This is a genomic window from Enterobacter cloacae complex sp. IR5459, from assembly GCF_049238005.1.
Lineage (GTDB): Bacteria > Pseudomonadota > Gammaproteobacteria > Enterobacterales > Enterobacteriaceae > Enterobacter > Enterobacter hormaechei_C.
In genome coordinates this window covers 51684-71785 of the sequence record NZ_JBMKIG010000009.1, presented here as the reverse complement: position 1 = coordinate 71785, position 20102 = coordinate 51684, and the positions used below count along the sequence as shown (strand labels likewise).

The window sequence follows — 20102 nt, the reverse complement described above, 5'->3', positions numbered from 1 at the left end:
GAACGTAGGCCGGGTAAGCGTCAGCGCCACCCGGCAACATGCTTAACGCATGCTCGCCATACGTTTCTTACCGATAAACAGCCAGCCCAGCCCCAGCGCAATAAACCACAGCGGCGTGACGATCAGCGCCTGGCGGGTATCTTCTTCCAGCGTCAGCAGCACCAGCACGAAGACGAAGAACGCCATGCACACCCAGCACATCAGCTTGCCCAGCGGCATCTTGTAGATCGACTTCTCATGCAGGTGTGGACGCTGTTTGCGGTACACCAGGTATGAGCAGAGGATAATGGTCCAGACGAACATGAAGAGGATCGCCGACACCGTAGTGATCATGGTGAACGCGCCGATTACGCTCGGGTTGACGTAGAGCATCACCACACCGCCCAGCAGACAGATGCAGGAGAAGGTCAGCCCTTTCGCCGGTACCGCGCGTTTAGACAGTTTGGCAAACGCGCTCGGAGCAACGCCCTCCTGCGCCAGACCGAACAGCATACGGCTGGTGGAGAAGACGCCGCTGTTCGCGGAAGAGGCCGCAGAGGTCAGCACCACGAAGTTAATCAGGCTCGCGGCAGCAGGCAGTCCCACCAGCACGAACAGCTCGACGAACGGGCTCTTGGTTGGCACCACCGAACTCCATGGCGTCACGGACATAATGACGATCAGCGCGAACACGTAGAACATGATGATACGCAGCGGAATGGAGTTGATCGCGCGCGGCAGGGATTTCTCCGGATCTTTGGTTTCCGCCGCCGTGGTACCGACCAGCTCAATCCCGACAAACGCGAACACCGCAATCTGGAAGCCGGCAAAGAAGCCGCTGATCCCTTTCGGGAACCAGCCGCCGTCATTCCACAGATGGGCAAACGACGCCTGTACGCCGGTTGGCGACTGGAAGTGCGTCAGCACCATCACCAGCCCGACGACAATCAGCGCGATGATGGCGACGATTTTGATCATCGCGAACCAGAACTCCATCTCACCGAACATTTTAACGGTGGCGAGGTTCAGGCTCAGCAGCAGGACAATCACCGCCAGCGAAGCCACCCAGTCCGATAGCCCTGGGAACCAGAATTGCGCGTACGCCGTGATGGCCACAACGTCAGCCATGCCGGTGACCACCCAGCAGAACCAGTAGGTCCAGCCGGTAAAATAGCCCGCCCACGGGCCGAGCAGGTCTGACGCGAAGTCGCTGAAGGATTTGTATTCAAGATTCGAGAGCAGCAATTCACCCATTGCACGCATCACGAAAAAGAGCATAAAACCGATGATCATATAAACGAAGATGATCGACGGGCCGGCAAGACTGATGGTTTTGCCCGAGCCCATAAACAGCCCTGTGCCGATGGCTCCGCCAATGGCAATAAGCTGAATGTGACGGTTCGTGAGATTTCGCCGTAGCGACTGTTCAGACGTCGCCTCTTCTGCGGCGGCGACTTTGACCTGATCTACCATGTGATATTTTCCTGTTTATGCCTGTCTGTGTTGTTAAGGCTCTTCTGGCCTTTATTTACGCCAAATAAATGACGGCCCCTGTGTAAGGACTAATCGATAGTAGGTAAGAATCGGCGGGATGAATACTATGATTTGAATATTATGTTAATAATATGTTGAAAGTGAGTGTCATATCACTCATACAGCGCGAAACAGCTCACAAAAATACACGTAACAGTTTCGTTTGCAATACAAAATGTTGATTCCGTCGTAACTCCGGGTTTTATCGCTATTTTCCTCTCCCCGATCGGAGAGAGGAAAATAAGAAAAACCGATTACAGGATTTCCAGCAGCTCGACTTCAAACACCAGGGTGCTGAATGGCGGAATGGACGCGCCAGCGCCACGCTCGCCGTAAGCCAGGTTGTGCGGGATAGTCAGTTCCCATTTGGAACCTACTGGCATCAGGGTCAGGGCTTCGATCCAGCCTGCGATAACGCCGTTGACCGGGAACTCAGCCGGTTCGCCACGCGCGACGGAGCTGTCGAACACGGTACCGTCGATCAGCTTACCGGTGTAGTGTACGCGAACGTGGTCGGTACGCGCCGGGATTGCGCCATCACCCTGATTGATTACGCGGAACTGCAAGCCGGACTCGGTGCTGTTCACGCCTTCACGCTCACGGTTCTCTTCCAGATATTTCACGCCTTCTGCCGCCATCTCTTCGAAACGCGCGCGACGCACGGCGTCAGCACGTTCGTGGATTTCACGCAGCGCACGGTGCACAACGTCAACCGGCACAGCGGGCTGCTTGCCTTCCAGCGCGTCAGCGATACCCGCCACCAGCGCTTCCGGTAACAGACCTTCCAGGCCGGATTCGCTCAGCTGCTGTCCTACCTGCAAGCCGATGCCGTAGCTTGCCTGCGCTTCGATAGTGTCAAAAGTCGGGGTGGTCATGGGTTTTCCTTCCATCACATTTAAAGTAGCGGGCAGCATATCAGCCATGCCCTTATGGGTAAAACTTTGTCTTAAGTAAAGGTGACAAACTGCGACGAAACGGAAACAATAGTAGCCGTCAGGATTTTCCCTAATATATGTCACGAAAGCTGGCTTTGTTACGCCCATCAGGCAGTTAGCAAACTACACTTCTCAGGACAGGATAAAAAGACGCGGAGCAGGAGGAGAGCCATGCCCGGGCGATTTGAACTGAAACCTACCCTGGCGAAAATCTGGCATGCGCCGGATAACTTTCGCATCATGGACCCGCTGCCGCCTTTGCATCGCAGAGGCATTATCATCGGCGCGTTGCTGATCGTCATCGGCTTCCTGCTTCCTTCCGGCAGTGACAACGTTGATACCGCGCCGGTCAGCCGGAATGCTGAGCTGGATATCCAGTCGCAAAGCCAGCCGCAGCCTGGTTCACAGCCGATGCAGACGCAGCTGGTCACACCGTCTAACGATCCGGGCCAGGTTGCGCCGGTTGAACCTGAACCTGTTCAGGAAGATCAGGAGCAGGCCGCCGCCCCTTCAGAGCCACAGGCGCAACAGCCCACCGGCATTGAGCAGCAGTGGCGTTCGTATCGCGTAGAGCCTGGGAAAACTCTTGCCCAGCTGTTCCGCGACCACAATTTGCCCGCAACGGATGTGTATGCCATGGCGCAAGTCGAGGGGGCAGGCAAGCCGCTCAGCAACCTGCAAAATGGTCAGATGGTGCAGATCCGTCAGAATGCCAGCGGCGTGGTGACCGGGTTAACGATCGATACCGGAAACGGGCAGCAGGTACTGTTTACCCGCCAGCCGGACGGCAGTTTCATCAGAGCACGTTAATGGCCCAGGCCGGGTAAGGCGATGCCGCCACCCGGCACTTTTGTTCTCAGGCACGCCGTTTATTCACCCACCAGATCCCCGAGCAGACCAGCACCAGCGCAATCGCGTATTTGATGTCCAGAATGTTTTCGCCGAGGAAGATGGCGGAGAGCACCGTCCCTGCTACAGGTATGACAAAGTTGAACGGGGCAATCATACTCACGCGGTTTACTTTCAGCAGCGCGCTCCACAGGGCGAACGCCACGGATGAGAGCAGCGTCAGATACCCCAGCACGGCGACGGCTTTCATGCTGTGCACCTCCAGCGTCCCGCCCGTGGCATAGCCTCCCGCAACCAGTGCCGCCCCGCCTATCCCCAGCTGCCATCCCGTCATCACCGTCGGGTCAACGGTCTGGGAAATGCGTTTCCCGTAAAGCGTGGCCGCAGAGAGAATAAAGGCGGCCAGCACCACAAATCCGTCACCTTTCCACACAAACTGGAACTCACTTAACCCGCTGTGGAAGTTCACCAGCATCACCCCGGCAAAGCCCAGAACACACCCCAGCGTTTTGTTATAGCTGAGTTTGTCGTTGTGGTAGATAAAGTGCGCCAGCAGCACGCTGAAGAAGGTCCCGGTGGCATTCATGATGGAGCCGTTCACCCCGGTCGTGTAGGCCAGGCCGATATAAAAGAAGGTGTACTGGAGGGAGGTCTGGGTCAGTCCGAGGATCGTGAGCTGGCCAAACTGCGTGGGCGTGAGCCTGCCAATCGGTTTTCGCTGGGCCAGGGCAAAAAGCAGCAGCAACGCGCCGGCAAACAGAAAACGGTATCCGGCAAAGACGACTTTGGAGGGGATATCATCGGTCGCGATCTGAAAGAGTTCGTAGCCACTTTTAATGGCCGGGTACGAGCTTCCCCAAAGCAGACAGCAGAGCGTGGCGCAGGCATAGGCCACATTTCGACGGGCAAAGACGGGCGTGGGCAGAGCAGTATCCATGACAAATCTCATAAATAAAATTGCGTTTCAATTTATTATTAGAGAATGCGTCAGGAATAGCGACCTTACAAGAGCAAAAGATAACGTAGGGTCATGCTAAAAAGCAAAACGCCGGCACAAGGCCGGCGCTTCGACGCGAGCAGAGTAAAAAATTACTCTGCTACTACGTTAACAACCAGTTTAGCGAATACTTCGCTGTGAACCTGGAAGTCAACTTCGTGCTCACCAGTGGTACGCAGAACGCCGTTCGGCAGACGAACTTCGCTCTTAGCCACTTTAACGCCTGCCGCAGTAACTGCATCAGCGATATCGCGGGTACCGATGGAACCGAACAGTTTACCTTCGTCGCCAGCTTTGGACGCGATGGTAACGGTGCCCAGTGCGTTGATTGCTTCAGCGCGAGCGTTAGCAGCCGCCAGAACGTCAGCCAGTTTGGCTTCCAGTTCAGCACGACGTGCTTCGAAAAACTCTACGTTTTTCTTAGTAGCTGGAACAGCTTTACCCTGTGGAACCAGGAAGTTACGAGCGTAACCCGCTTTAACGTTTACCTGATCACCCAGGCTGCCCAGGTTTGCTACTTTATCAAGCAGAATAACTTGCATTACCTTATCCTCTTAAAGTCGTATTAATGGACCGTGCCCGATTACTGATGACGATCAGTGTACGGCAGCAGAGACAGGTAGCGAGCGCGTTTGATAGCGCGAGCCAGCTGACGCTGATATTTTGCACGAGTACCGGTGATACGGCTTGGGACAATCTTACCGCTTTCGGTGATGTAGTTTTTCAGCGTTGCGATATCTTTATAGTCGATCTCTTGAACGCCTTCCGCGGTGAAACGGCAGAACTTGCGACGACGGAAATAACGTGCCATATGGCTAGTCTCCAGAATCTATCAAATCAATCTGCTCGGCATGCAGAACCATTTTGCTCAGGCCGTTCTTTGCCTTGTGGCAAGAAATGAACCCCTGAACGATTACTGCGCTACCGACCGTTAAACTGTGAGTAATGGCCTGGTTTTCGTGTCCGCTAATAATTACGGGCATTTGGCACCACGCCTGCCGGTGAAACCCGGCTTCCTCTTGCACAGAACGATGCTCAAGCACGAACTGGCAATGCGGAATTCCTGATGGGCTGACCTTTCGAAGGGGGGTCCTGCACACGGTGCCGGACAACACCAGACGGTTGGTCATCAGAAATTACTCTTCAGAATCCCCAGCATCAGAATCATCTGCGGTTTCGTTTGCGAAATCATCGCGACGCTCACGGCGCTCGTCTTTCGCTTTAACCATCGGAGATGCTTCGGTCACTGCGTGTTTGGTACGCATAACCATGCTGCGGATAACGGCATCGTTGAAGCGGAAGGTAGTTTCCAGCTCATCGATCACTTCCTGCGGAGCTTCAACGTTCATCAGAACGTAGTGTGCTTTGTGCAGTTTGTTGATCGGGTAAGCCAGCTGACGGCGGCCCCAGTCTTCCAGACGGTGGATCGTGCCTTCTGCACCAGTGATGGCAGCAGAGTAACGCTCGATCATGCCCGGAACCTGTTCGCTCTGGTCAGGGTGGACCATAAAAACGATTTCGTAATGACGCATCGAATTGCTCCTTACGGATTATTCAGCCTCCTGTCTGGGTCAGCCGAGGCCCGGGGAGGCAAGGAACGTGTTAAAGGTCGGCTGAAAAATTGACGCGTCATAATACTTGCGCCCCCCAGGAAACTCAAGCTGATTGCACAAATAATTCGCACAAAGGGTAAAGCTGTTCTAAGTGGGTGATTTAAAATCGCACTCATCAGAAGCGCTGTTTTTTTGAACAACATCATCAGAAATGGTCACCCATCCCAACCCGGGTAGCGATTACACTTTAATCAGAAACCCTGAACAGAGAAGGAGAGCATTCCCCCGTATCACAGCACGCAGTCGTGGAGCGCATATCATGAAAAGAATCGCAATCGCCATTTTGGCTGCGCTTTTGCTCAGTGCAAACGCGATGACAGCCATCAGAATAGACAGCCAACAGGCCAGAAACATGGATGATGTGCAGAGCTTAGGCGTTATTTACATCAATCATAACTTCGCCACTGAAAGTGAAGCAGATCAGGCGCTTAATGAAGAAACCGATGCGCAGGGCGCAAAATACTATCACGTCATGCTGACACGTGAGCCCGGCAGCAACGGTAATATGCACGCCAGTGCAGATATTTACCAGTAACGCTTTATCGCTAGCACCAGGAAAGCCAAAGAAAATCAAAGCCATATATAATTTGCCCCTGCCCGGGGGCTTTTTTTATAAATGGCTCCGGAATACCACCGGTTACAACTGTTTCGGTATTCCAGAGCACTTATTCACTTCTGCCCGTAATAAGCATTCGGGCCGTGCTTACGCATGAAATGCTTGTTCATCAGATAATCATCAATGCCCTGAAGCTGTGGGTTAATGCCGCGCGCAATCCACGCCATTCTGGCCACCTCTTCCATCACCACCGCGTTATGCACGGCGTCATGCGCATCTTTACCCCAGGAGAATGGACCATGCTGGTACACCACAATACCCGGCGTATGCAGTGGTTCCGTCTCACCCAGCGTTTCGATAATGACCCTGCCGGTGTTAAGTTCGTACTCGCCTTCGACCTCAGTCTGCGTTAACGCCCGCGTGCAGGGAATATCACCGAAGAAGTAGTCCGCGTGCGTTGTACCCAAAGCAGGGATCGCCAGCCCGGCCTGTGCCCAGGCGGTGGCGTGCGTGGAATGGGTATGTACAATCCCCCCCAAGGACGGGTAACGCTGGTACAGCGCCAGATGGGTTGCCGTATCAGAAGAAGGACGCCATTTGCCTTCAACGACCAGTCCTTCCAGGTCAACCACCACCATATCGTCCGCTTTCATGGCGTCATAGGCCACGCCGCTCGGCTTAATCACCACCAGCCCCTGCTCGCGATCGATGGCGCTTACGTTGCCCCACGTAAACGTCACCAGTCCATAGCGCGGGAGATCCATATTGGCTTCAAAGACCTGCTGTTTCAGCTTAAGCATGTTCCGCCTCCATCAGTCCTGCCCGCGCCATGCGCTCGCACACCCAGTCCCGGGCTTTCGCCACTTCTGCCGCCGGATCGTCCGCGGTTTCGCTCCACATCTCAATCAGGTAAGGCCCGCAATAACCTGTCTGTTTGAGCGTCTGGAAGCACCGTTCGAAATCCACCACCCCGGTGCCGAACGGTACGTTTTTAAACACGCCGGGACAGGTATCTTTAACGTGCACCGCCACGATATGCCCGATGCCCGCCTGAAGCTCCATCTGTACGTCGTTATCCCATGCCGACAGGTTGCCGATATCCGGATAAAGCTGGAACCACGGGTTATTCAGATAGTGCGCGTAGCCCAGCGCCTTGCTGATGGAGTTCATCAACGGATAATCCATGATCTCCATCGCCAGCGTCACCTGCGCACGGCTTGCCATCTCAACGCTCTCTTTCAGGCCGTCACGGAAACGACGGCGCGTTTCATCATTGGCTTCCTGATAGTAAACATCATAACCCGCCAGTTGGATCACGCGGATGCCGACATCCTGTGCGAAGCGAATAGCTTTACGCATGATCTCCAGCCCTTCGGCGCGTACGGCATCATCTTCGCTGCCAAGCGGAAAACGACGATGAGCGCTCAGGCACATGGATGGCACGCGCACGCCGGTTTCGGCAATGGCGCTCACCAGCGCCAGACGCTGGTCGCGGCTCCAGTCCAGGCGAGCAAGACGCTCGTCCGTCTCATCCAGCGACATTTCGACAAAATCGAAACCCAGCTGCTTCGCCAGCTGTAACCGCTCCAGCCAGCACTTCCCCGCAGGGAGTGCCTTTTCATAGATGCCAAGCGGGACCTGTTTTGACAACATACCCGCTCCTTAACCCCAAAGCTGAGCGATTGAGCGTTTAAACTGACGCGCAGCTTCCACCGGAGATTCCGCATCGCGAATGCTACGACCGGCAATAAAGACGTGAATTGGAATCCCCTTGAACAGCGGCAGATCTTCCAGCGCCAGGCCACCGGTTACGGTCACTTTGAAGCCCATATCGGCCAGACGTTTGATCGCGCTGATATCGGCTTCACCCCACGCCACGCCTGCGGCCTGCGCATCACGGCTGCGGTGATAAACCACCTGCTGGATACCTGCTTCGCGCCACTCCTGCGCCTGCTCCCAGGTCCAGAAACCGGTCAGTTCAATCTGCACGTCGCCATTGAACTCCTTCGCCACGTCCAGCGCGCCTTTCGCAGTGTTGATATCCGCACAGCAGATCACGGTGACCCAGTCGGCGTTGGCTTCAAAGCACATGCGAGAGAGAATTTTGCCCGCATCGGCGATTTTGGCATCCGCCAGCACGATTTTATGCGGATAGAGCGCCTTCAGGTCACGAACCGCACGAACGCCTTCGCCCACGCACAGAATGGTGCCGACTTCGATGATGTCCACTTCTTCCGCAATCAGACGGGTGGTTTCGTAAGCGTGAGACAGAGTCTGGTTATCCAGCGCGACCTGCAACATTGGTAATGACATTTTAAATTCCTCTTAAACGGCCGCCGCAGTGGCGTTATCAATTAAATCCAGCACGTCCTGCGCGGTACGGCAGGCGCGTAAACGGTCAAAATTAGCTTCATCATCAAACAGATTGACGATCTGCATGATGCCCACCTCCTGGTGGGTATTGGCATCGACAGCCGCCATAGTGATAAGGATGTCGACCGGGTCGTTATCTTCGTGGTTAAACACCAGCGGCGTTTTCAACGTCACCAGCGCGAAGCCGGTTTTCTTGACGCCCTCTTCCGGGCGGCCATGCGGCATCGCCAGGCCTGGCGCAATCACAAAGTAAGGGCCATGCTGCGCCACGCCATCCAGAATCGCCTGGTAGTAACGCGGCTCGACAACGTCAGCCTTAACCAGCAGATCCACGCTCAGCTTCACCGCTTCCTGCCAGGTGCTGGCTTCGGCCTGTAAAAGGATGGAGTTATTCTCTGCCAGCGAATCACGTAGTTTCATGTGGCATCCTTACTTCACGTCTTGTGGGAAGTGTTCTTTGATCACTTCCAGCAGCTTTGGTCCGAAATCCGCAGGCGACAGCATGTTGCGTACGCCTACCACGTATTTGTTGCCCGACACGCTAATCTCGCCGGCAATGTGCGTTGAGGCGATGATGATGTCCGCGCCGTTCAGTTCACTTTTGTATTCACCCACTGCGCAGCTGTTCACCGTGTGGTCAATGTTTGACTGGGTTAAAAACTGGTCCACTTTCATCTTCATGATCATGGAGCTACCTTGCCCATTGCCACACACAGCCAGGATACGTACGGTCATAATCGAAACTCCTTAATGAGCAGACACTTCTGCTGTTTGTTTTTCCGCATCTTCTTCAGCCCGCAGCGAACGGCCAGCGAAGAACATATAAGCCAGGGCAATCAGGATGATGACGGCCATAAAGACCAGCCCGACGGACGCAAAGCCCTGCATCATCGGCGGCGCCAGAATTGACCAGTCCGCCATGCCCATCCAGGCGCTCATGCCGGTGAGCTTGACCGCCCACACGCACCCGAAGATTTCAACCATGCCCATCACCAGGCAGATCTTGAGCGCTGCGCGCCATCCGCCGAAGTGGTTAGCAAACACGCCGATAGTGGCGTTGGAGAAGAACATCGGGATAAAGCCAGGAATAATCAGGATTGAGGAGCCACAGCCCACCAGGATGCCGACCGCAATCAGCTGGCCGATGGTGCCCCACATAAAGCCCCAGACGACGGCGTTTGGCGCAAAGCTATAGATAGCCGCACAGTCAATCGCCAGCACCGCGCCAGGGATCAGGCGCTGGGAGATGCCGTTAAACGCTTCCGACAGTTCGGCGACGAACATACGCACGCCCTGGGTGATGATGAAAATAGCAACAGCGAAGGAGAAACCGGTTTGCAGGATATAGACCGTCCAGTGGGTTTTACCCGCCATCGCCTGCACCACGTCAATGCCAAAGGAGAGCAGGATGGCGCCGAAGAAGATGGTCATCACAATTGCCGTGGAGACGATGTTGTCGTGGAAGATATTCAGCCAGCCAGGCAATTTGAGATCTTCAACACTCTCCTCTTTTTTGCCCAGGTACGGCGCGACTTTGTAAGCAATCCAGGAGGCGAACTGCTGCTGGTGACCGATGGAGAAACCGCAGCCGTCCGTAACGTCCTGCGTTGGCTTATACATCATGTTGGAGGTGATGCCCCAGTAAAGTGAGACCAGCACTGCCGTGCAGATGACCGTGGTCCACATTGGGTAGCCGAAGATATAGAGAGAAACGGCAATCAGACCCGCCTGCTGGAACATGATGTGCCCGGTGAGCATGATGGTGCGAATACCGGTGATACGGCGCAGGAGCACGTAAATGATGTTCAGCGCCAGCGCGAGCAGTACCGCATACCCAACCCAGCTGTATGCATCTCCCATGCGATCGATGGTGGCCATCATGGACGCGTAAGTGTCAGAGATGGCGCCGTTAATGCCGTACACCTCTGACATTTTGGCAACAACCGGCTTAAACGTGCTGGTCAGAATGCCAGACCCCGCCTGCAACAGCATAAAACCAATGATGGTTTTGATGGTGCCTTTGATAATCACGCTGACGCTTTTGCGCAGCAGGATGTACCCCAGGCACGTCACGATACCCAGCAACAGCGGGGCGTTGGTCATTACCTGATTAAAGAAAACGGTAAAGACGTTGTAGAGGATCTCCATAACTCTCTCCAGAAAATGAGAACACGAGGGGCAATCCCTGTGTGGTTAGTGTCATCACTCTATTAATCACAAATAATCATCACAAGATTGCATTTGATTATTTGTGACGGATCACGCAATTTATTTCCATGGCGTTAGTAATGATTTTCACTACCGAACCAATCCAATAAATAAATTCTTAATTTTCAGTATATTAATCATTTATAGCGGTTATCTTATCAACGTCATGATGTTTTTTCTGTGATGTGGCGAGGGGAAGTTTCCGTAAATAAGCCATTGCAAATCGGTTTAAACAGTGCCAGCATTAATCACAACAAGTCACTGTATGATTACTTTTGATTAAAACCAGGAGTCAAACGATGAGTAAAGTGAAAACCATCACCCGTGAATCATGGATTCTGAGTACCTTTCCGGAGTGGGGTAGCTGGCTGAACGAAGAGATCGAGCAGGAACAGGTTGCTCCTGGCACATTTGCGATGTGGTGGCTGGGCTGCACCGGGATCTGGCTGAAATCAGAAGGCGGCGCCAACATTTGTGTTGATTTCTGGTGCGGCACCGGCAAACAGAGCCACGGCAATCCACTGATGAAAAAAGGCCACCAGATGCAGCGTATGGCCGGCGTTGAAAAGCTCCAGCCGAACCTGCGCACCACGCCTTTTGTGCTTGATCCTTTTGCCATTCGCCAGATCGACGCCGTTCTCTCTACCCACGATCACAACGATCATATCGACGTGAACGTGGCGGCAGCGGTAATGCAAAACTGCGCGGACGACGTACCGTTTATCGGGCCGCAGACCTGCGTGGATTTGTGGATTGGCTGGGGCGTGCCAAAAGAGCGCTGCATCGTGATGAAGCCGGGCGACGTGGTGAAAATCAAAGACATTGAGATTCACGCGCTGGATGCCTTTGACCGCACCGCGCTGATCACCCTGCCTGCCGACCAGAAAGCCGCAGGCGTACTGCCAGACGGGATGGATGAGCGCGCGGTGAACTACCTGTTCAAAACGCCTGGCGGTTCCCTGTATCACAGCGGTGACTCCCACTACTCCAACTATTACGCGAAGCACGGTAACGAGCATCAGATTGACGTGGCGCTTGGCTCTTACGGTGAAAACCCGCGCGGGATCACCGACAAAATGACCAGCGCGGATATGCTGCGTATGGCCGAAGCGCTGAAAACCAAAGTGGTGATCCCGTTCCACCATGATATCTGGTCAAACTTCCAGGCCGATCCGCAAGAGATCCGCGTCCTGTGGAAGATGAAAAAAGACCGCCTCAAGTATGGCTTCAAGCCGTTCATCTGGCAGGTTGGCGGCAAGTTCACCTGGCCGCTGGATAAAGACAATCTTGAGTATCACTACCCGCGTGGTTTCGATGATTGCTTTACGATTGAACCCGATCTGCCGTTCAAGTCCTTCCTCTGATACCGAGGCCCTATCGCCAGACCCTGCGTCTGGCGATGTCATTTTTATTTTAGTAATTTCACGCTATTTCAAATATCATCTTTTCAAATCAATTCTTATCGGAATAGCTCATGACGGAAGCGCAACGGCATCAAATTTTACTGGAACTCCTGGCGCAAACAGGGTTTATCACCGTCGAGAAAGTGATCGAACGTTTAGGGATCTCCCCCGCTACCGCGCGACGGGATATCAACAAGCTGGATGAGAGCGGCAAGCTGAAAAAAGTCCGCAATGGCGCAGAGGCCATCAGCCAGCAGCGTCCACGCTGGACGCCGATGAACATCCACCAGGCGCAGAATCACGATGAAAAGGTGCGAATTGCCAGAGCGGCGTCACAGCTGGTGAATCCCGGGGAGAGCGTGGTGATCAACTGCGGTTCGACGGCGTTTCTGCTGGGCCGTGAAATGTGCGGCAAGCCGGTGCAAATCATTACCAACTATCTGCCGCTGGCCAATTATCTCATTGACCAGGAACATGAAAGCGTTGTGATCATGGGCGGCCAGTATAACAAGAGCCAGTCCATCACCCTGAGCCCGCAGGACAGTGAAAACAGCCTCTACGCCGGGCACTGGATGTTTACCAGCGGCAAAGGTCTGACGGCGGATGGCCTGTATAAAACCGATATGCTCACCGCAATGGCAGAGCAGAACATGCTTAACGTGGTGGGCAAGCTGGTGGTGCTGGTCGACAGCAGCAAGGTCGGTGAACGCGCCGGCATGCTTTTCAGCCGCGCCGAGCAAATCAGCATGGTGATCACCGGCAAAAACGCCAACCCCGAGATCCTCAGCAAGCTGGAGGATCAGGGTGTCACGGTGCTGCGCGTTTAAAGGTGCTGGCGGAAAAACGCCACGGTGGCTTCCAGCGCCTCCGGGGTAATACGGTGCCGGACACCCGCTCCCCACAGGCAGGTCAGATTGCTGTCCAGCCCTTCGCGCTGTAGCGCCTGTTGCAGGCGGAAAGTTTCACCGGTCGGTACGACGTCGTCGGCATCCCCATGCCACAGCAGCAGCGGACGATCGGCCAGCTGCGAAAGCGCATGGCTGACGTCCCATTCAGACAACAGGGTCTCAATCTCCTGAGGGGCCTGCGGCGGGAACAGCGTCTTTGCCAGCGACGTAAAGTAGCCCGATCCCATCAGGCAAGCCACGGACGTCACCTCCGGATGCCTGGCCATGATCCCCAGCGCCGTCATTCCGCCCATTGATGCGCCTGCGACCGCCAGCCGTTTCCCCTCCACCAGCCCGGCCTGCAAGAGCGCGTCACGCAGCCCGGCGAACTCGGTCAGATTGCCGTGCAGCGTTTGCCAGAACAGCCCCAGCCGCGCCTGCTCATCGCCCGTAAAGCGTGCCCCATGATTCGGCGCATCAGGCATGACCACCCGGAAACCGGCCTGCGCCAGCGCGACGGCAAAATAGCTGTAGACCAGCTTCGAGGAGAGAAAGCCATGATAGAAAACTACCGTCGGCAGCGGCTGTTCACCTTTACCAGCCGGAAAAGCATGGATGATTTCATGCTCACTCAGCTGGCGAGTTTCAATTTCAATCATTGTCGATCCTGTGCTGATGAATGATTCATAATGTTGAGAGCTGGATTACGGTTTCACGATATTTTCATTCGAAATCTACGTCCCAGATAACACTTCGGGAACATTCCCCCAAAACTAAATTCGCAGACAACTACACTATGGCTATCAGGAAAAGAGACAGGTTTATGCGCAGGCTTACCGCTTTATTGCTGGTCTCGCTGCTCAGCGGATGTTCCGTATTGCAGGGTACGCCAGAACCGGCGCCGCCGGTTACCGATCATCCTCAGGAAATTCGTCGTAATCAGACGGAAGGATTACAACGCCTGGGTACCGTATCCGCGATGGTTCGTGGTTCCCCGGATGATGCAGAAGACGCAATTGAAGCGCAGGCCGTTGCCGCAAAAGCAGATTATTACGTCATCACGATGCTTGATGAAACCATTATTACGGGACAGTGGTATGCCCAGGGCATTTTGTACCGTAAGTAAGCATCATCATTTGAACGACTTTTACACTGCTTTGCGTCCGTAGACATTTTCCTGTCCACAATAAACTCCATGCCAGCAACAATGGAAATGAGTTTATTCGCGAAGGATTGCCCGGCGGATACCGGAGACACGTGAAAAGGAGCTGACGATGAAACGAACCCTTGCTTTAACGACGCTATTGCTTTCAGCGGGCCTGCTGAGCACCACGGCGCAGTCGGCCGAATTTGCCAGCGCGGATTGCGTCACGGGCCTGAACGAGATTGGTCAGATCTCCGTCAATAATATCACGGGGAGTCCGCAAGACGTTGAACGTGTCGTCGCTCTGAAGGCCGATGAACAGGGCGCATCCTGGTATCGCATCGTCCAGATGCAGGAAGATCACCATGTTAATCACTGGCGCGTGCAGGCCATTCTTTATGCCTAATCCCTTCCGATAAAAGCCACTTAATTTTAGTGGCTTTTCACTTTTGCAAATTTTTTATCTTTCCCAAAACCTAACGAAAACAAACATGTAACATTAGGTTACATTAAAAAGGTAAACGTTATCTCTGCTCTGCCGTTGAACAGCCATCACTTTTCAATAATGAGCAATTTATGATCACCTTTTTCCGCCGGGCAGGTCTGGGCACGAAGCTATCGCTGCTAACAGGTGCCAGTGTCGCCACGCTTTTTTTGCTGTTCACTTTTCTGTTGAGCCACAACGCCAGCCAGCAGCTTGAAGATCTTGCGATTGAAGACCTACATAACCAGTCTACCGGCATGGTGGATATGGTAGAGATGTTCAACACCAGCCTGAGCGAAGAGGTCGAGAGCTATACCCGCCTGTTCACCACCTTTTTGCCACAGCCATTGAACAGCGACAGCAGCCAGAGCCGCACCATTAACGGCCTTACCGTTCCTCTGCTGAAGGGCGGTGAAACGGAGTTGCATGAAAACAATACGCTTTCTGATGACTTCCTGAGCCGAACGGGGGCCATCTCGACGCTGTTTGTCCGCAGTGGTAACGATTTTATCCGCGTGGCCACGTCGCTGCGCAAAGAGAATGGCGACCGCGCCATCGGAACCGTTCTTGATACCACCAGCCCGGCATTTGCGGCTGTCACCAAAGGGGAGGTCTATCGCGGCCTCGCGCTGCTGTTCGGCAAGCGCTATATCACGCAGTACCAGCCTGTTAAAAATGCGGAAGGCCAGGTTATCGGGATTATCTTTGTTGGCGTCGACATCACCCATTCCTGGAACGTCATGCGCGAGAAAATCCTTAACCGTCGTCTGGGCGAGAGCGGTCACTTCTTTGTACTGGATCGCAGCAGCGGTAAAACGCGCGGACAGTATCTGTTCCATGCCAGCGAAGAGGGCAAACTGCCCAACTGGGACACGGCGACACAGCAGCAGCTTCTGAGTGATAAAGCCGGCACGCTGGAACGCGTGAGCGCGGATGGCCGTACGCTCAAAGTCGCCTACACGCCGCTGCCGGGCTGGAACTGGACCATCGTGGGTGAAGTGGATAAAGCCGTACTGCTTTCAAGCGTCACCACGCTGCGCGATCGCTTCCTGATGGCGGGCGTGGTGCTATCCGCGCTCTTCGCGGGCCTGTTCGTTATCCTCATTCGCCGGATGCTAACCCGCCCACTGCGCGCAGTGATCGCGCTTGCCCGGCAGTATGCCGCAGGCGATCTTCGCGCCAGCCTGCCGGTAACCCGCCAGGATGAAGTCGGCCAGCTGATTGATGCCATCAACGGGATCGGGGGCGGCCTGCAAAAAATTGTGTTGCAGGTCCGCGAGGCCGCAAGCGAAATCCATCTGGGGACTAACGCGCTGGCTTCAGATACCGGCGAGATCTCTGAACAGATCAACAAACAGGCCAGCAGCGTTGAGGAGACCTCCGCCAGTATGGAGCAATTAGCCGCCACCGTGCAGCAAAATGCCGCCAACATGGAGCAAACTCAGCAGCTGGTGGGGGAAACCTCGCGCGCGGTGCATCAGGGTGGAGAGACGGTGACCCACGCAGTTTCCACCATGGATGATATTCGTGATGCATCGAAACGCATTGAAGACATCACCCGCGTGATTGAGTCCATCGCTTTCCAGACCAATATTCTGGCGCTCAATGCGGCGGTTGAAGCGGCGCGGGCGGGCGAGCACGGGAAAGGTTTCGCAGTGGTGGCGCAAGAGGTGCGCGCCCTGGCCGCACGCAGCGCCAACGCGGTAAAAGAGATTGAGCAGCTGATTGGCGACACGCTGAACAAGGTGAGCGAAGGCCATGCGCTTTCTGAGCAGACGCGTCTGGCGATGGATGCCATCATTGTTCATATCGATAACATCAGCCAGCTTGTTACCGAGATCAACCACGCCTCCCGCGAGCAGTCTGCGGGGATTGGTCAGGTGAATCTGGCGATGACGCACATCGGTGAGGCATCGCACATCAATGCCGATCGTATCTCACGCAGCGAGCAGACGGCGCAGACGCTGCGCGAGAAGGGTTCACATCTCACCCGGCTGGTGAGCCTGTTCCAGCTTAAAGCTTAACCGACCCGGCCCGTGGCGCGCAGCAGCAGGTCGTTTTGCACCTGTTCGCTCATCAGCGTGCCGCCCCGGGTATCCAGCATCATGCGGCACCACGCCTGCGCCAAGGGCGGCGTTGCGTGCCGCAGCATCTGGCTTCCGGCCCCGAGTAAAAAGAGCTGCCGCGCGATCTCCCTGCCCTGCGCTTCCTGCGGTTTACGCAGCTTCTGCTGTAGCTGCCGCCAGCTGCGATCGAAGTGCCTGTCCTGGCCTTTTACCTGCGCGAAATCATCGGCGAGCAGGTCGAGAATGCCCGACTGCTTCGCCAGTACGCGCAGTACATCCAGGCACATAATATTGCCAGAGCCTTCCCAGATGCTGTTGACGGGCATTTCACGGTACAACCGCGGAAGCTCACTCTCTTCGCAATAGCCTGCACCGCCCAGCACCTCCATTGCCTCTGCCACAAACGGTATGCCCGCTTTGCAGACGCTGTATTTTGCCGCCGGCGTGAAAAGCCGCGCCCATGCGGCTTCCTGCGGGTCGGTGCGGTTATCCCACGCCCGGGCGAGTCGGAACAGCAGTGCCGTGTGTCCCTCCAGCACCAGCGCCATACGGCTTAGCACGTCGCGCATTAACGGCTGGTCGATCAGATTTTTGCCGAAGGTCTGCCGCTGATGGGCATGATAAAGCACCACCGAGAGCGCACGGCGCATCAGTCCGTGGCTGCCAAGCGCGCAGTCAAAGCGCGTCAGCCCACCCATCTTAAGAATTTGCCGGACACCTTCACCCTCTTCGCCCAGCAGCCAGCCGTAAGCATCAAGGAACTCAGCCTCACTGCTGGCATTTGAACGGTTACCGAGCTTGTCCTTCAGACGCTCAAGGCGCACGGCATTGCGTTGCCCGTCGGGTAAGAAACGCGGGACAAAAAAGCAGGACAACCCGCCCTTCGCCTGCGCCAGCACCAGATGCGCATCGCTCTGCGGCACGGAGAAAAACCATTTGTGCCCCACCAGCCGGTAACTGCCATCACTGCATTTCTCTGCTTTGGTGGTATTACTGAGTACGTCCGAACCGCCCTGCTTTTCCGTCATCCCCATGCCGATCAGCAGGCCGCGCTTTTGCGCCCCCGGTGCGAGATGGGGATCGTAACGATCGCTCATCAGCGGCGTTAACCAGTCGTGAAACGGTTTGGGTAGCGACTGTAGCAACAGCGGCGTGGCCGCAAAGGTCATGGTCACCGGGCATAGCGTTCCCGCCTCCACCTGAGCATGCAGCACAAAACGCGCGGCCCTGGCGACGAACGATCCTTTCCGCGCCTCCTCCTCCCACGCCAGGTTGTGCACCCGGTTGGCGCAAAGCCCCTGCATCAGAAGATGCCATGCCGGATGAAAGCGGACGTCGTCCAGCCGCACTCCCGTGGCGTCATAACGCAGCAGCTCCGGCGGATTAACGTTCGCCAGCCTGCCCAGCTCCAGCGACTCCGCCGTACCCAACTGCTGTCCGATGCTGGCAAGAAGATCCACATCCCACTCAGCCCCTTCGCGCGCTACCGCATCGCGCAGGGCGCAATCAGAGAGAAAAAGGTTGCTGTTCGATAGCGGTGCAGGTTGATTAAAAACGGTATGTGTCTGCCAGTGCATGCTGTCTCCCTCCTTTCATTGGCAATAAAGGTAAGTATGGACAGAGGGCATGCACGCTGCATGGGAGGGGGGTCACACGATGACGATCGTGTTGATATCATTCGTGAAATAGCTCACAGAACATAAGAATAAACTATTTCATTACTTCACTAATGCTGAATAATTTATTCTTACCCCGTTTTTGTGAGGATCGTTATGCAACAGGATGCGCACAAGCGTGCATTAATTGCAGGCTCCATCGGTAATTTCATCGAGTGGTATGAATTTGCGGTCTACGGTTTTCTGGCAACGGTGATTGCCAGAAACTTCTTCCAGCTTGAGGGGGAAGCGGAGCTCACCAGCCTGATCCTTACCTGGGCCTCGTTCGCCATCGCTTTCTTCTTCCGTCCGCTGGGTGCGGTGGTCTTTGGCCGCATTGGCGACAGGATTGGCCGCAAACCGACGCTGATTATCGTGCTGGTATTGATGACGCTCGCCACCGCTGCCATCGGTATTGTGCCGGTCTACGCCAGTATCGGGATTGCCGCGCCGCTGATCGTTACACTCCTGCGTATTCTGCAAGGACTGTTCGCGGGCGGTGAGTATGGCGGTGCGGTCTCATTGATGACGGAGTTCGCCCCGCGCGGCAAGCGCGGTCTTTACGGGGCATGGCAGTCCTTCACCGTGGCGCTCGGGCTGTTAGCGGGCGCAGGCATTGTCGCGTTGCTCTCTGCCCTGCTCTCCCCTGAAGCCTTGCACGACTGGGGCTGGCGCATTCCGTTCTTCCTGGCGTTGCCGATGGGTGCGGTCGCGCTATGGCTGCGGGTGAGCATGGAAGAGACGCCGAGCTTTGTGCAGCAACGGGAAAAACCGGTTGTTACTCAGGCCACCACCGCCGCCACGTTCAAAACCATCCTGATGGGCATTGGCCGCGTGATGGTCTGGTCTGCGGCGGGCTATACCTATCTGGTGATTATGCCGACCTATCTGCAATCTGCGCTACACACCGGTTTTAACCAGGCGCTGCTGATTGCGGTGATTTCTAACATTGGGTTTGCGCTCACGATCATTCCGTCGGGCATGCTGAGCGACAGGATCGGGCGGCGGACGGTGATGATTATCGCCACCGTGCTCCTGCTGATCCTCGCCCTGCCGCTGCTGAAAATTTTGCAGGCGGAAACCAGTACGCTGGCGGTCAAAGCGATTGTGGTGCTGATTGCGGGAGGTCTGGTTGGGATGCTGGCAGGGCCGGGGCCGGCAATGCTGTCTGAGATGTTCCCGACGCGCGTGCGTTATACCGGGCTGGGGCTGGCCTATTCTCTGTCGAATGCGATCTTCTCGGGCTGCGCGGGGCTGATCATTACCGGGCTGATTAAAGAGACGGGCAATCTGGATATTCCGGCGTACTACGTGATGGCAACGGCGGTGGTGAGTATTTTCGCGCTGATGACGCTGAGGAAGGATGACCATTTACGGTCGTTAGAGGAGTGAGATTGTTGCCCGGTGGCGCTGCGCTTAG

The 20102-nt window shown here is 55.3% G+C and carries 23 protein-coding genes; 8 read left to right on the top strand and 15 right to left on the bottom strand.

Features of this window, described 5'->3' with window-relative positions:
- Window positions 1-42: 42 nt before the first annotated feature.
- Together cycA and fklB are read right to left on the bottom strand one after the other, a co-directional pair.
- A complete protein-coding gene (gene cycA / locus ACOTX4_RS18370; protein ID WP_003856045.1) occupies window positions 43-1452 on the bottom strand; it encodes a D-serine/D-alanine/glycine transporter in 1410 nt (469 codons plus the stop codon).
- Window positions 1453-1766: 314 nt separating this feature from the next.
- Window positions 1767-2387, bottom strand: coding sequence for an FKBP-type peptidyl-prolyl cis-trans isomerase (gene fklB / locus ACOTX4_RS18365; RefSeq protein ID WP_008502892.1), 621 nt, complete (start codon window positions 2385-2387; stop codon window positions 1767-1769).
- Between the two features lie 231 nt (window positions 2388-2618).
- Here fklB and ACOTX4_RS18360 point away from each other — a divergent pair, with 231 nt between their 5' ends.
- Window positions 2619-3257, top strand: a complete 639-nt coding sequence (locus ACOTX4_RS18360; RefSeq protein ID WP_045330822.1) for an OapA family protein — start codon at window positions 2619-2621, stop codon at window positions 3255-3257.
- Between the two features lie 46 nt (window positions 3258-3303).
- Here the strand turns inward: ACOTX4_RS18360 and ACOTX4_RS18355 are convergent, their stop codons facing one another.
- The 5 genes from ACOTX4_RS18355 to rpsF all read right to left on the bottom strand — a co-directional run bounded on the left by ACOTX4_RS18355 (window position 3304) and on the right by rpsF (window position 5825).
- Window positions 3304-4233 (bottom strand): DMT family transporter, encoded by a 930-nt coding sequence (locus ACOTX4_RS18355; protein ID WP_017383942.1) that lies wholly within the window; start codon window positions 4231-4233, stop codon window positions 3304-3306.
- Between the two features lie 152 nt (window positions 4234-4385).
- The gene (gene rplI / locus ACOTX4_RS18350) at window positions 4386-4835 is read right to left on the bottom strand and encodes a 50S ribosomal protein L9 (RefSeq protein ID WP_003856039.1); all 450 of its coding nucleotides are present in this window, start codon (window positions 4833-4835) and stop codon (window positions 4386-4388) included.
- Window positions 4836-4876: 41 nt separating this feature from the next.
- The gene (rpsR, locus tag ACOTX4_RS18345; RefSeq protein ID WP_000135199.1) at window positions 4877-5104 is read right to left on the bottom strand and encodes a 30S ribosomal protein S18; all 228 of its coding nucleotides are present in this window, start codon (window positions 5102-5104) and stop codon (window positions 4877-4879) included.
- Window positions 5105-5108: 4 nt separating this feature from the next.
- Window positions 5109-5423 (bottom strand): primosomal replication protein N, encoded by a 315-nt coding sequence (gene priB, locus ACOTX4_RS18340; RefSeq protein ID WP_003856035.1) that lies wholly within the window; start codon window positions 5421-5423, stop codon window positions 5109-5111.
- Window positions 5424-5429: 6 nt separating this feature from the next.
- Window positions 5430-5825: a 30S ribosomal protein S6 gene (gene rpsF, locus ACOTX4_RS18335; protein WP_003856034.1), complete on the bottom strand. Its 396-nt coding sequence runs from the start codon at window positions 5823-5825 to the stop codon at window positions 5430-5432.
- 340 nt (window positions 5826-6165) lie between these two features.
- Here rpsF and yjfY point away from each other — a divergent pair, with 340 nt between their 5' ends.
- A complete protein-coding gene (yjfY, locus tag ACOTX4_RS18330; RefSeq protein ID WP_045330827.1) occupies window positions 6166-6441 on the top strand; it encodes a DUF1471 family protein YjfY in 276 nt (91 codons plus the stop codon).
- Between the two features lie 134 nt (window positions 6442-6575).
- Here yjfY and ACOTX4_RS18325 read toward each other — a convergent pair whose 3' ends face one another.
- From ACOTX4_RS18325 to ulaA, 6 genes are read right to left on the bottom strand one after another with little or no spacing between them, the layout of a single operon-like run.
- Window positions 6576-7262 carry an L-ribulose-5-phosphate 4-epimerase gene (locus tag ACOTX4_RS18325; protein ID WP_003856029.1) on the bottom strand — a complete coding sequence of 229 codons (687 nt, stop codon included), beginning with the start codon at window positions 7260-7262 and terminating at the stop codon, window positions 6576-6578.
- Window positions 7255-8115 (bottom strand): L-ribulose-5-phosphate 3-epimerase, encoded by an 861-nt coding sequence (locus ACOTX4_RS18320; protein WP_421635410.1) that lies wholly within the window; start codon window positions 8113-8115, stop codon window positions 7255-7257. The genes ACOTX4_RS18325 and ACOTX4_RS18320 overlap by 8 nt, the downstream gene beginning before the upstream one ends.
- 9 nt (window positions 8116-8124) lie before the next feature.
- Window positions 8125-8775, bottom strand: coding sequence for a 3-keto-L-gulonate-6-phosphate decarboxylase UlaD (gene ulaD, locus ACOTX4_RS18315; protein ID WP_003856025.1), 651 nt, complete (start codon window positions 8773-8775; stop codon window positions 8125-8127).
- A gap of 12 nt (window positions 8776-8787) precedes the next feature.
- Complete coding sequence (gene ulaC, locus ACOTX4_RS18310) at window positions 8788-9255, bottom strand: PTS ascorbate transporter subunit IIA (protein WP_003856024.1); 468 nt, start codon at window positions 9253-9255, stop codon at window positions 8788-8790.
- A gap of 9 nt (window positions 9256-9264) precedes the next feature.
- The gene (ulaB, locus tag ACOTX4_RS18305) at window positions 9265-9570 is read right to left on the bottom strand and encodes a PTS ascorbate transporter subunit IIB (RefSeq protein WP_003856022.1); all 306 of its coding nucleotides are present in this window, start codon (window positions 9568-9570) and stop codon (window positions 9265-9267) included.
- 12 nt (window positions 9571-9582) lie between these two features.
- A complete protein-coding gene (gene ulaA / locus ACOTX4_RS18300) occupies window positions 9583-10983 on the bottom strand; it encodes a PTS ascorbate transporter subunit IIC (RefSeq protein WP_003856019.1) in 1401 nt (466 codons plus the stop codon).
- 359 nt (window positions 10984-11342) lie between these two features.
- Here ulaA and ulaG point away from each other — a divergent pair, with 359 nt between their 5' ends.
- The gene (ulaG, locus tag ACOTX4_RS18295) at window positions 11343-12407 is read left to right on the top strand and encodes an L-ascorbate 6-phosphate lactonase (RefSeq protein ID WP_045330831.1); all 1065 of its coding nucleotides are present in this window, start codon (window positions 11343-11345) and stop codon (window positions 12405-12407) included.
- A 110-nt stretch (window positions 12408-12517) separates the two neighbouring features.
- A complete protein-coding gene (gene ulaR / locus ACOTX4_RS18290) occupies window positions 12518-13273 on the top strand; it encodes an HTH-type transcriptional regulator UlaR (protein WP_003856014.1) in 756 nt (251 codons plus the stop codon).
- Here ulaR and yjfP read toward each other — a convergent pair.
- Complete coding sequence (yjfP, locus tag ACOTX4_RS18285; RefSeq protein WP_003856013.1) at window positions 13270-13992, bottom strand: esterase; 723 nt, start codon at window positions 13990-13992, stop codon at window positions 13270-13272. The genes ulaR and yjfP overlap by 4 nt on opposite strands.
- A 137-nt stretch (window positions 13993-14129) precedes the next feature.
- Between yjfP and bsmA the strand changes: the two genes are divergently transcribed.
- The 3 genes from bsmA to ACOTX4_RS18270 all read left to right on the top strand — a co-directional run bounded on the left by bsmA (window position 14130) and on the right by ACOTX4_RS18270 (window position 16985).
- Window positions 14130-14459, top strand: coding sequence for a biofilm peroxide resistance protein BsmA (gene bsmA, locus ACOTX4_RS18280; protein ID WP_063938072.1), 330 nt, complete (start codon window positions 14130-14132; stop codon window positions 14457-14459).
- Between the two features lie 148 nt (window positions 14460-14607).
- Window positions 14608-14883: a DUF1471 family protease activator YjfN gene (gene yjfN, locus ACOTX4_RS18275; protein WP_003856009.1), complete on the top strand. Its 276-nt coding sequence runs from the start codon at window positions 14608-14610 to the stop codon at window positions 14881-14883.
- Window positions 14884-15053: 170 nt separating this feature from the next.
- Window positions 15054-16985, top strand: a complete 1932-nt coding sequence (locus ACOTX4_RS18270) for a methyl-accepting chemotaxis protein (RefSeq protein ID WP_045330834.1) — start codon at window positions 15054-15056, stop codon at window positions 16983-16985.
- On the opposite strand, the gene ACOTX4_RS18265 is transcribed toward ACOTX4_RS18270, so the two are convergent.
- Window positions 16982-18604, bottom strand: coding sequence for an isovaleryl-CoA dehydrogenase (locus ACOTX4_RS18265; RefSeq protein WP_045330837.1), 1623 nt, complete (start codon window positions 18602-18604; stop codon window positions 16982-16984). The genes ACOTX4_RS18270 and ACOTX4_RS18265 overlap by 4 nt on opposite strands.
- 195 nt (window positions 18605-18799) lie before the next feature.
- Here ACOTX4_RS18265 and ACOTX4_RS18260 point away from each other — a divergent pair, with 195 nt between their 5' ends.
- Window positions 18800-20074 carry an MFS transporter gene (locus tag ACOTX4_RS18260; RefSeq protein ID WP_045330839.1) on the top strand — a complete coding sequence of 425 codons (1275 nt, stop codon included), beginning with the start codon at window positions 18800-18802 and terminating at the stop codon, window positions 20072-20074.
- Window positions 20075-20102 lie beyond the last annotated feature (28 nt).

Coding starts and splice junctions, on each gene's coding strand:
- cycA (WP_003856045.1), bottom strand. CDS start 1,452: ATGGTAGATCAGGTCAAAGTCGCCGCCGCAGAAGAGGCGACGTCTGAA.
- fklB (WP_008502892.1), bottom strand. CDS start 2,387: ATGACCACCCCGACTTTTGACACTATCGAAGCGCAGGCAAGCTACGGC.
- ACOTX4_RS18355 (WP_017383942.1), bottom strand. CDS start 4,233: ATGGATACTGCTCTGCCCACGCCCGTCTTTGCCCGTCGAAATGTGGCC.
- ACOTX4_RS18320 (WP_421635410.1), bottom strand. CDS start 8,115: ATGTTGTCAAAACAGGTCCCGCTTGGCATCTATGAAAAGGCACTCCCT.
- rplI (WP_003856039.1), bottom strand. CDS start 4,835: ATGCAAGTTATTCTGCTTGATAAAGTAGCAAACCTGGGCAGCCTGGGT.
- ulaB (WP_003856022.1), bottom strand. CDS start 9,570: ATGACCGTACGTATCCTGGCTGTGTGTGGCAATGGGCAAGGTAGCTCC.
- yjfY (WP_045330827.1), top strand. CDS start 6,166: ATGAAAAGAATCGCAATCGCCATTTTGGCTGCGCTTTTGCTCAGTGCA.
- ACOTX4_RS18260 (WP_045330839.1), top strand. CDS start 18,800: ATGCAACAGGATGCGCACAAGCGTGCATTAATTGCAGGCTCCATCGGT.
- ulaC (WP_003856024.1), bottom strand. CDS start 9,255: ATGAAACTACGTGATTCGCTGGCAGAGAATAACTCCATCCTTTTACAG.
- yjfN (WP_003856009.1), top strand. CDS start 14,608: ATGAAACGAACCCTTGCTTTAACGACGCTATTGCTTTCAGCGGGCCTG.
- ACOTX4_RS18270 (WP_045330834.1), top strand. CDS start 15,054: ATGATCACCTTTTTCCGCCGGGCAGGTCTGGGCACGAAGCTATCGCTG.
- ulaA (WP_003856019.1), bottom strand. CDS start 10,983: ATGGAGATCCTCTACAACGTCTTTACCGTTTTCTTTAATCAGGTAATG.
- ulaG (WP_045330831.1), top strand. CDS start 11,343: ATGAGTAAAGTGAAAACCATCACCCGTGAATCATGGATTCTGAGTACC.
- ACOTX4_RS18265 (WP_045330837.1), bottom strand. CDS start 18,604: ATGCACTGGCAGACACATACCGTTTTTAATCAACCTGCACCGCTATCG.
- ulaR (WP_003856014.1), top strand. CDS start 12,518: ATGACGGAAGCGCAACGGCATCAAATTTTACTGGAACTCCTGGCGCAA.
- ACOTX4_RS18360 (WP_045330822.1), top strand. CDS start 2,619: ATGCCCGGGCGATTTGAACTGAAACCTACCCTGGCGAAAATCTGGCAT.
- yjfP (WP_003856013.1), bottom strand. CDS start 13,992: ATGATTGAAATTGAAACTCGCCAGCTGAGTGAGCATGAAATCATCCAT.
- rpsR (WP_000135199.1), bottom strand. CDS start 5,104: ATGGCACGTTATTTCCGTCGTCGCAAGTTCTGCCGTTTCACCGCGGAA.
- ACOTX4_RS18325 (WP_003856029.1), bottom strand. CDS start 7,262: ATGCTTAAGCTGAAACAGCAGGTCTTTGAAGCCAATATGGATCTCCCG.
- priB (WP_003856035.1), bottom strand. CDS start 5,423: ATGACCAACCGTCTGGTGTTGTCCGGCACCGTGTGCAGGACCCCCCTT.
- ulaD (WP_003856025.1), bottom strand. CDS start 8,775: ATGTCATTACCAATGTTGCAGGTCGCGCTGGATAACCAGACTCTGTCT.
- rpsF (WP_003856034.1), bottom strand. CDS start 5,825: ATGCGTCATTACGAAATCGTTTTTATGGTCCACCCTGACCAGAGCGAA.
- bsmA (WP_063938072.1), top strand. CDS start 14,130: ATGGCTATCAGGAAAAGAGACAGGTTTATGCGCAGGCTTACCGCTTTA.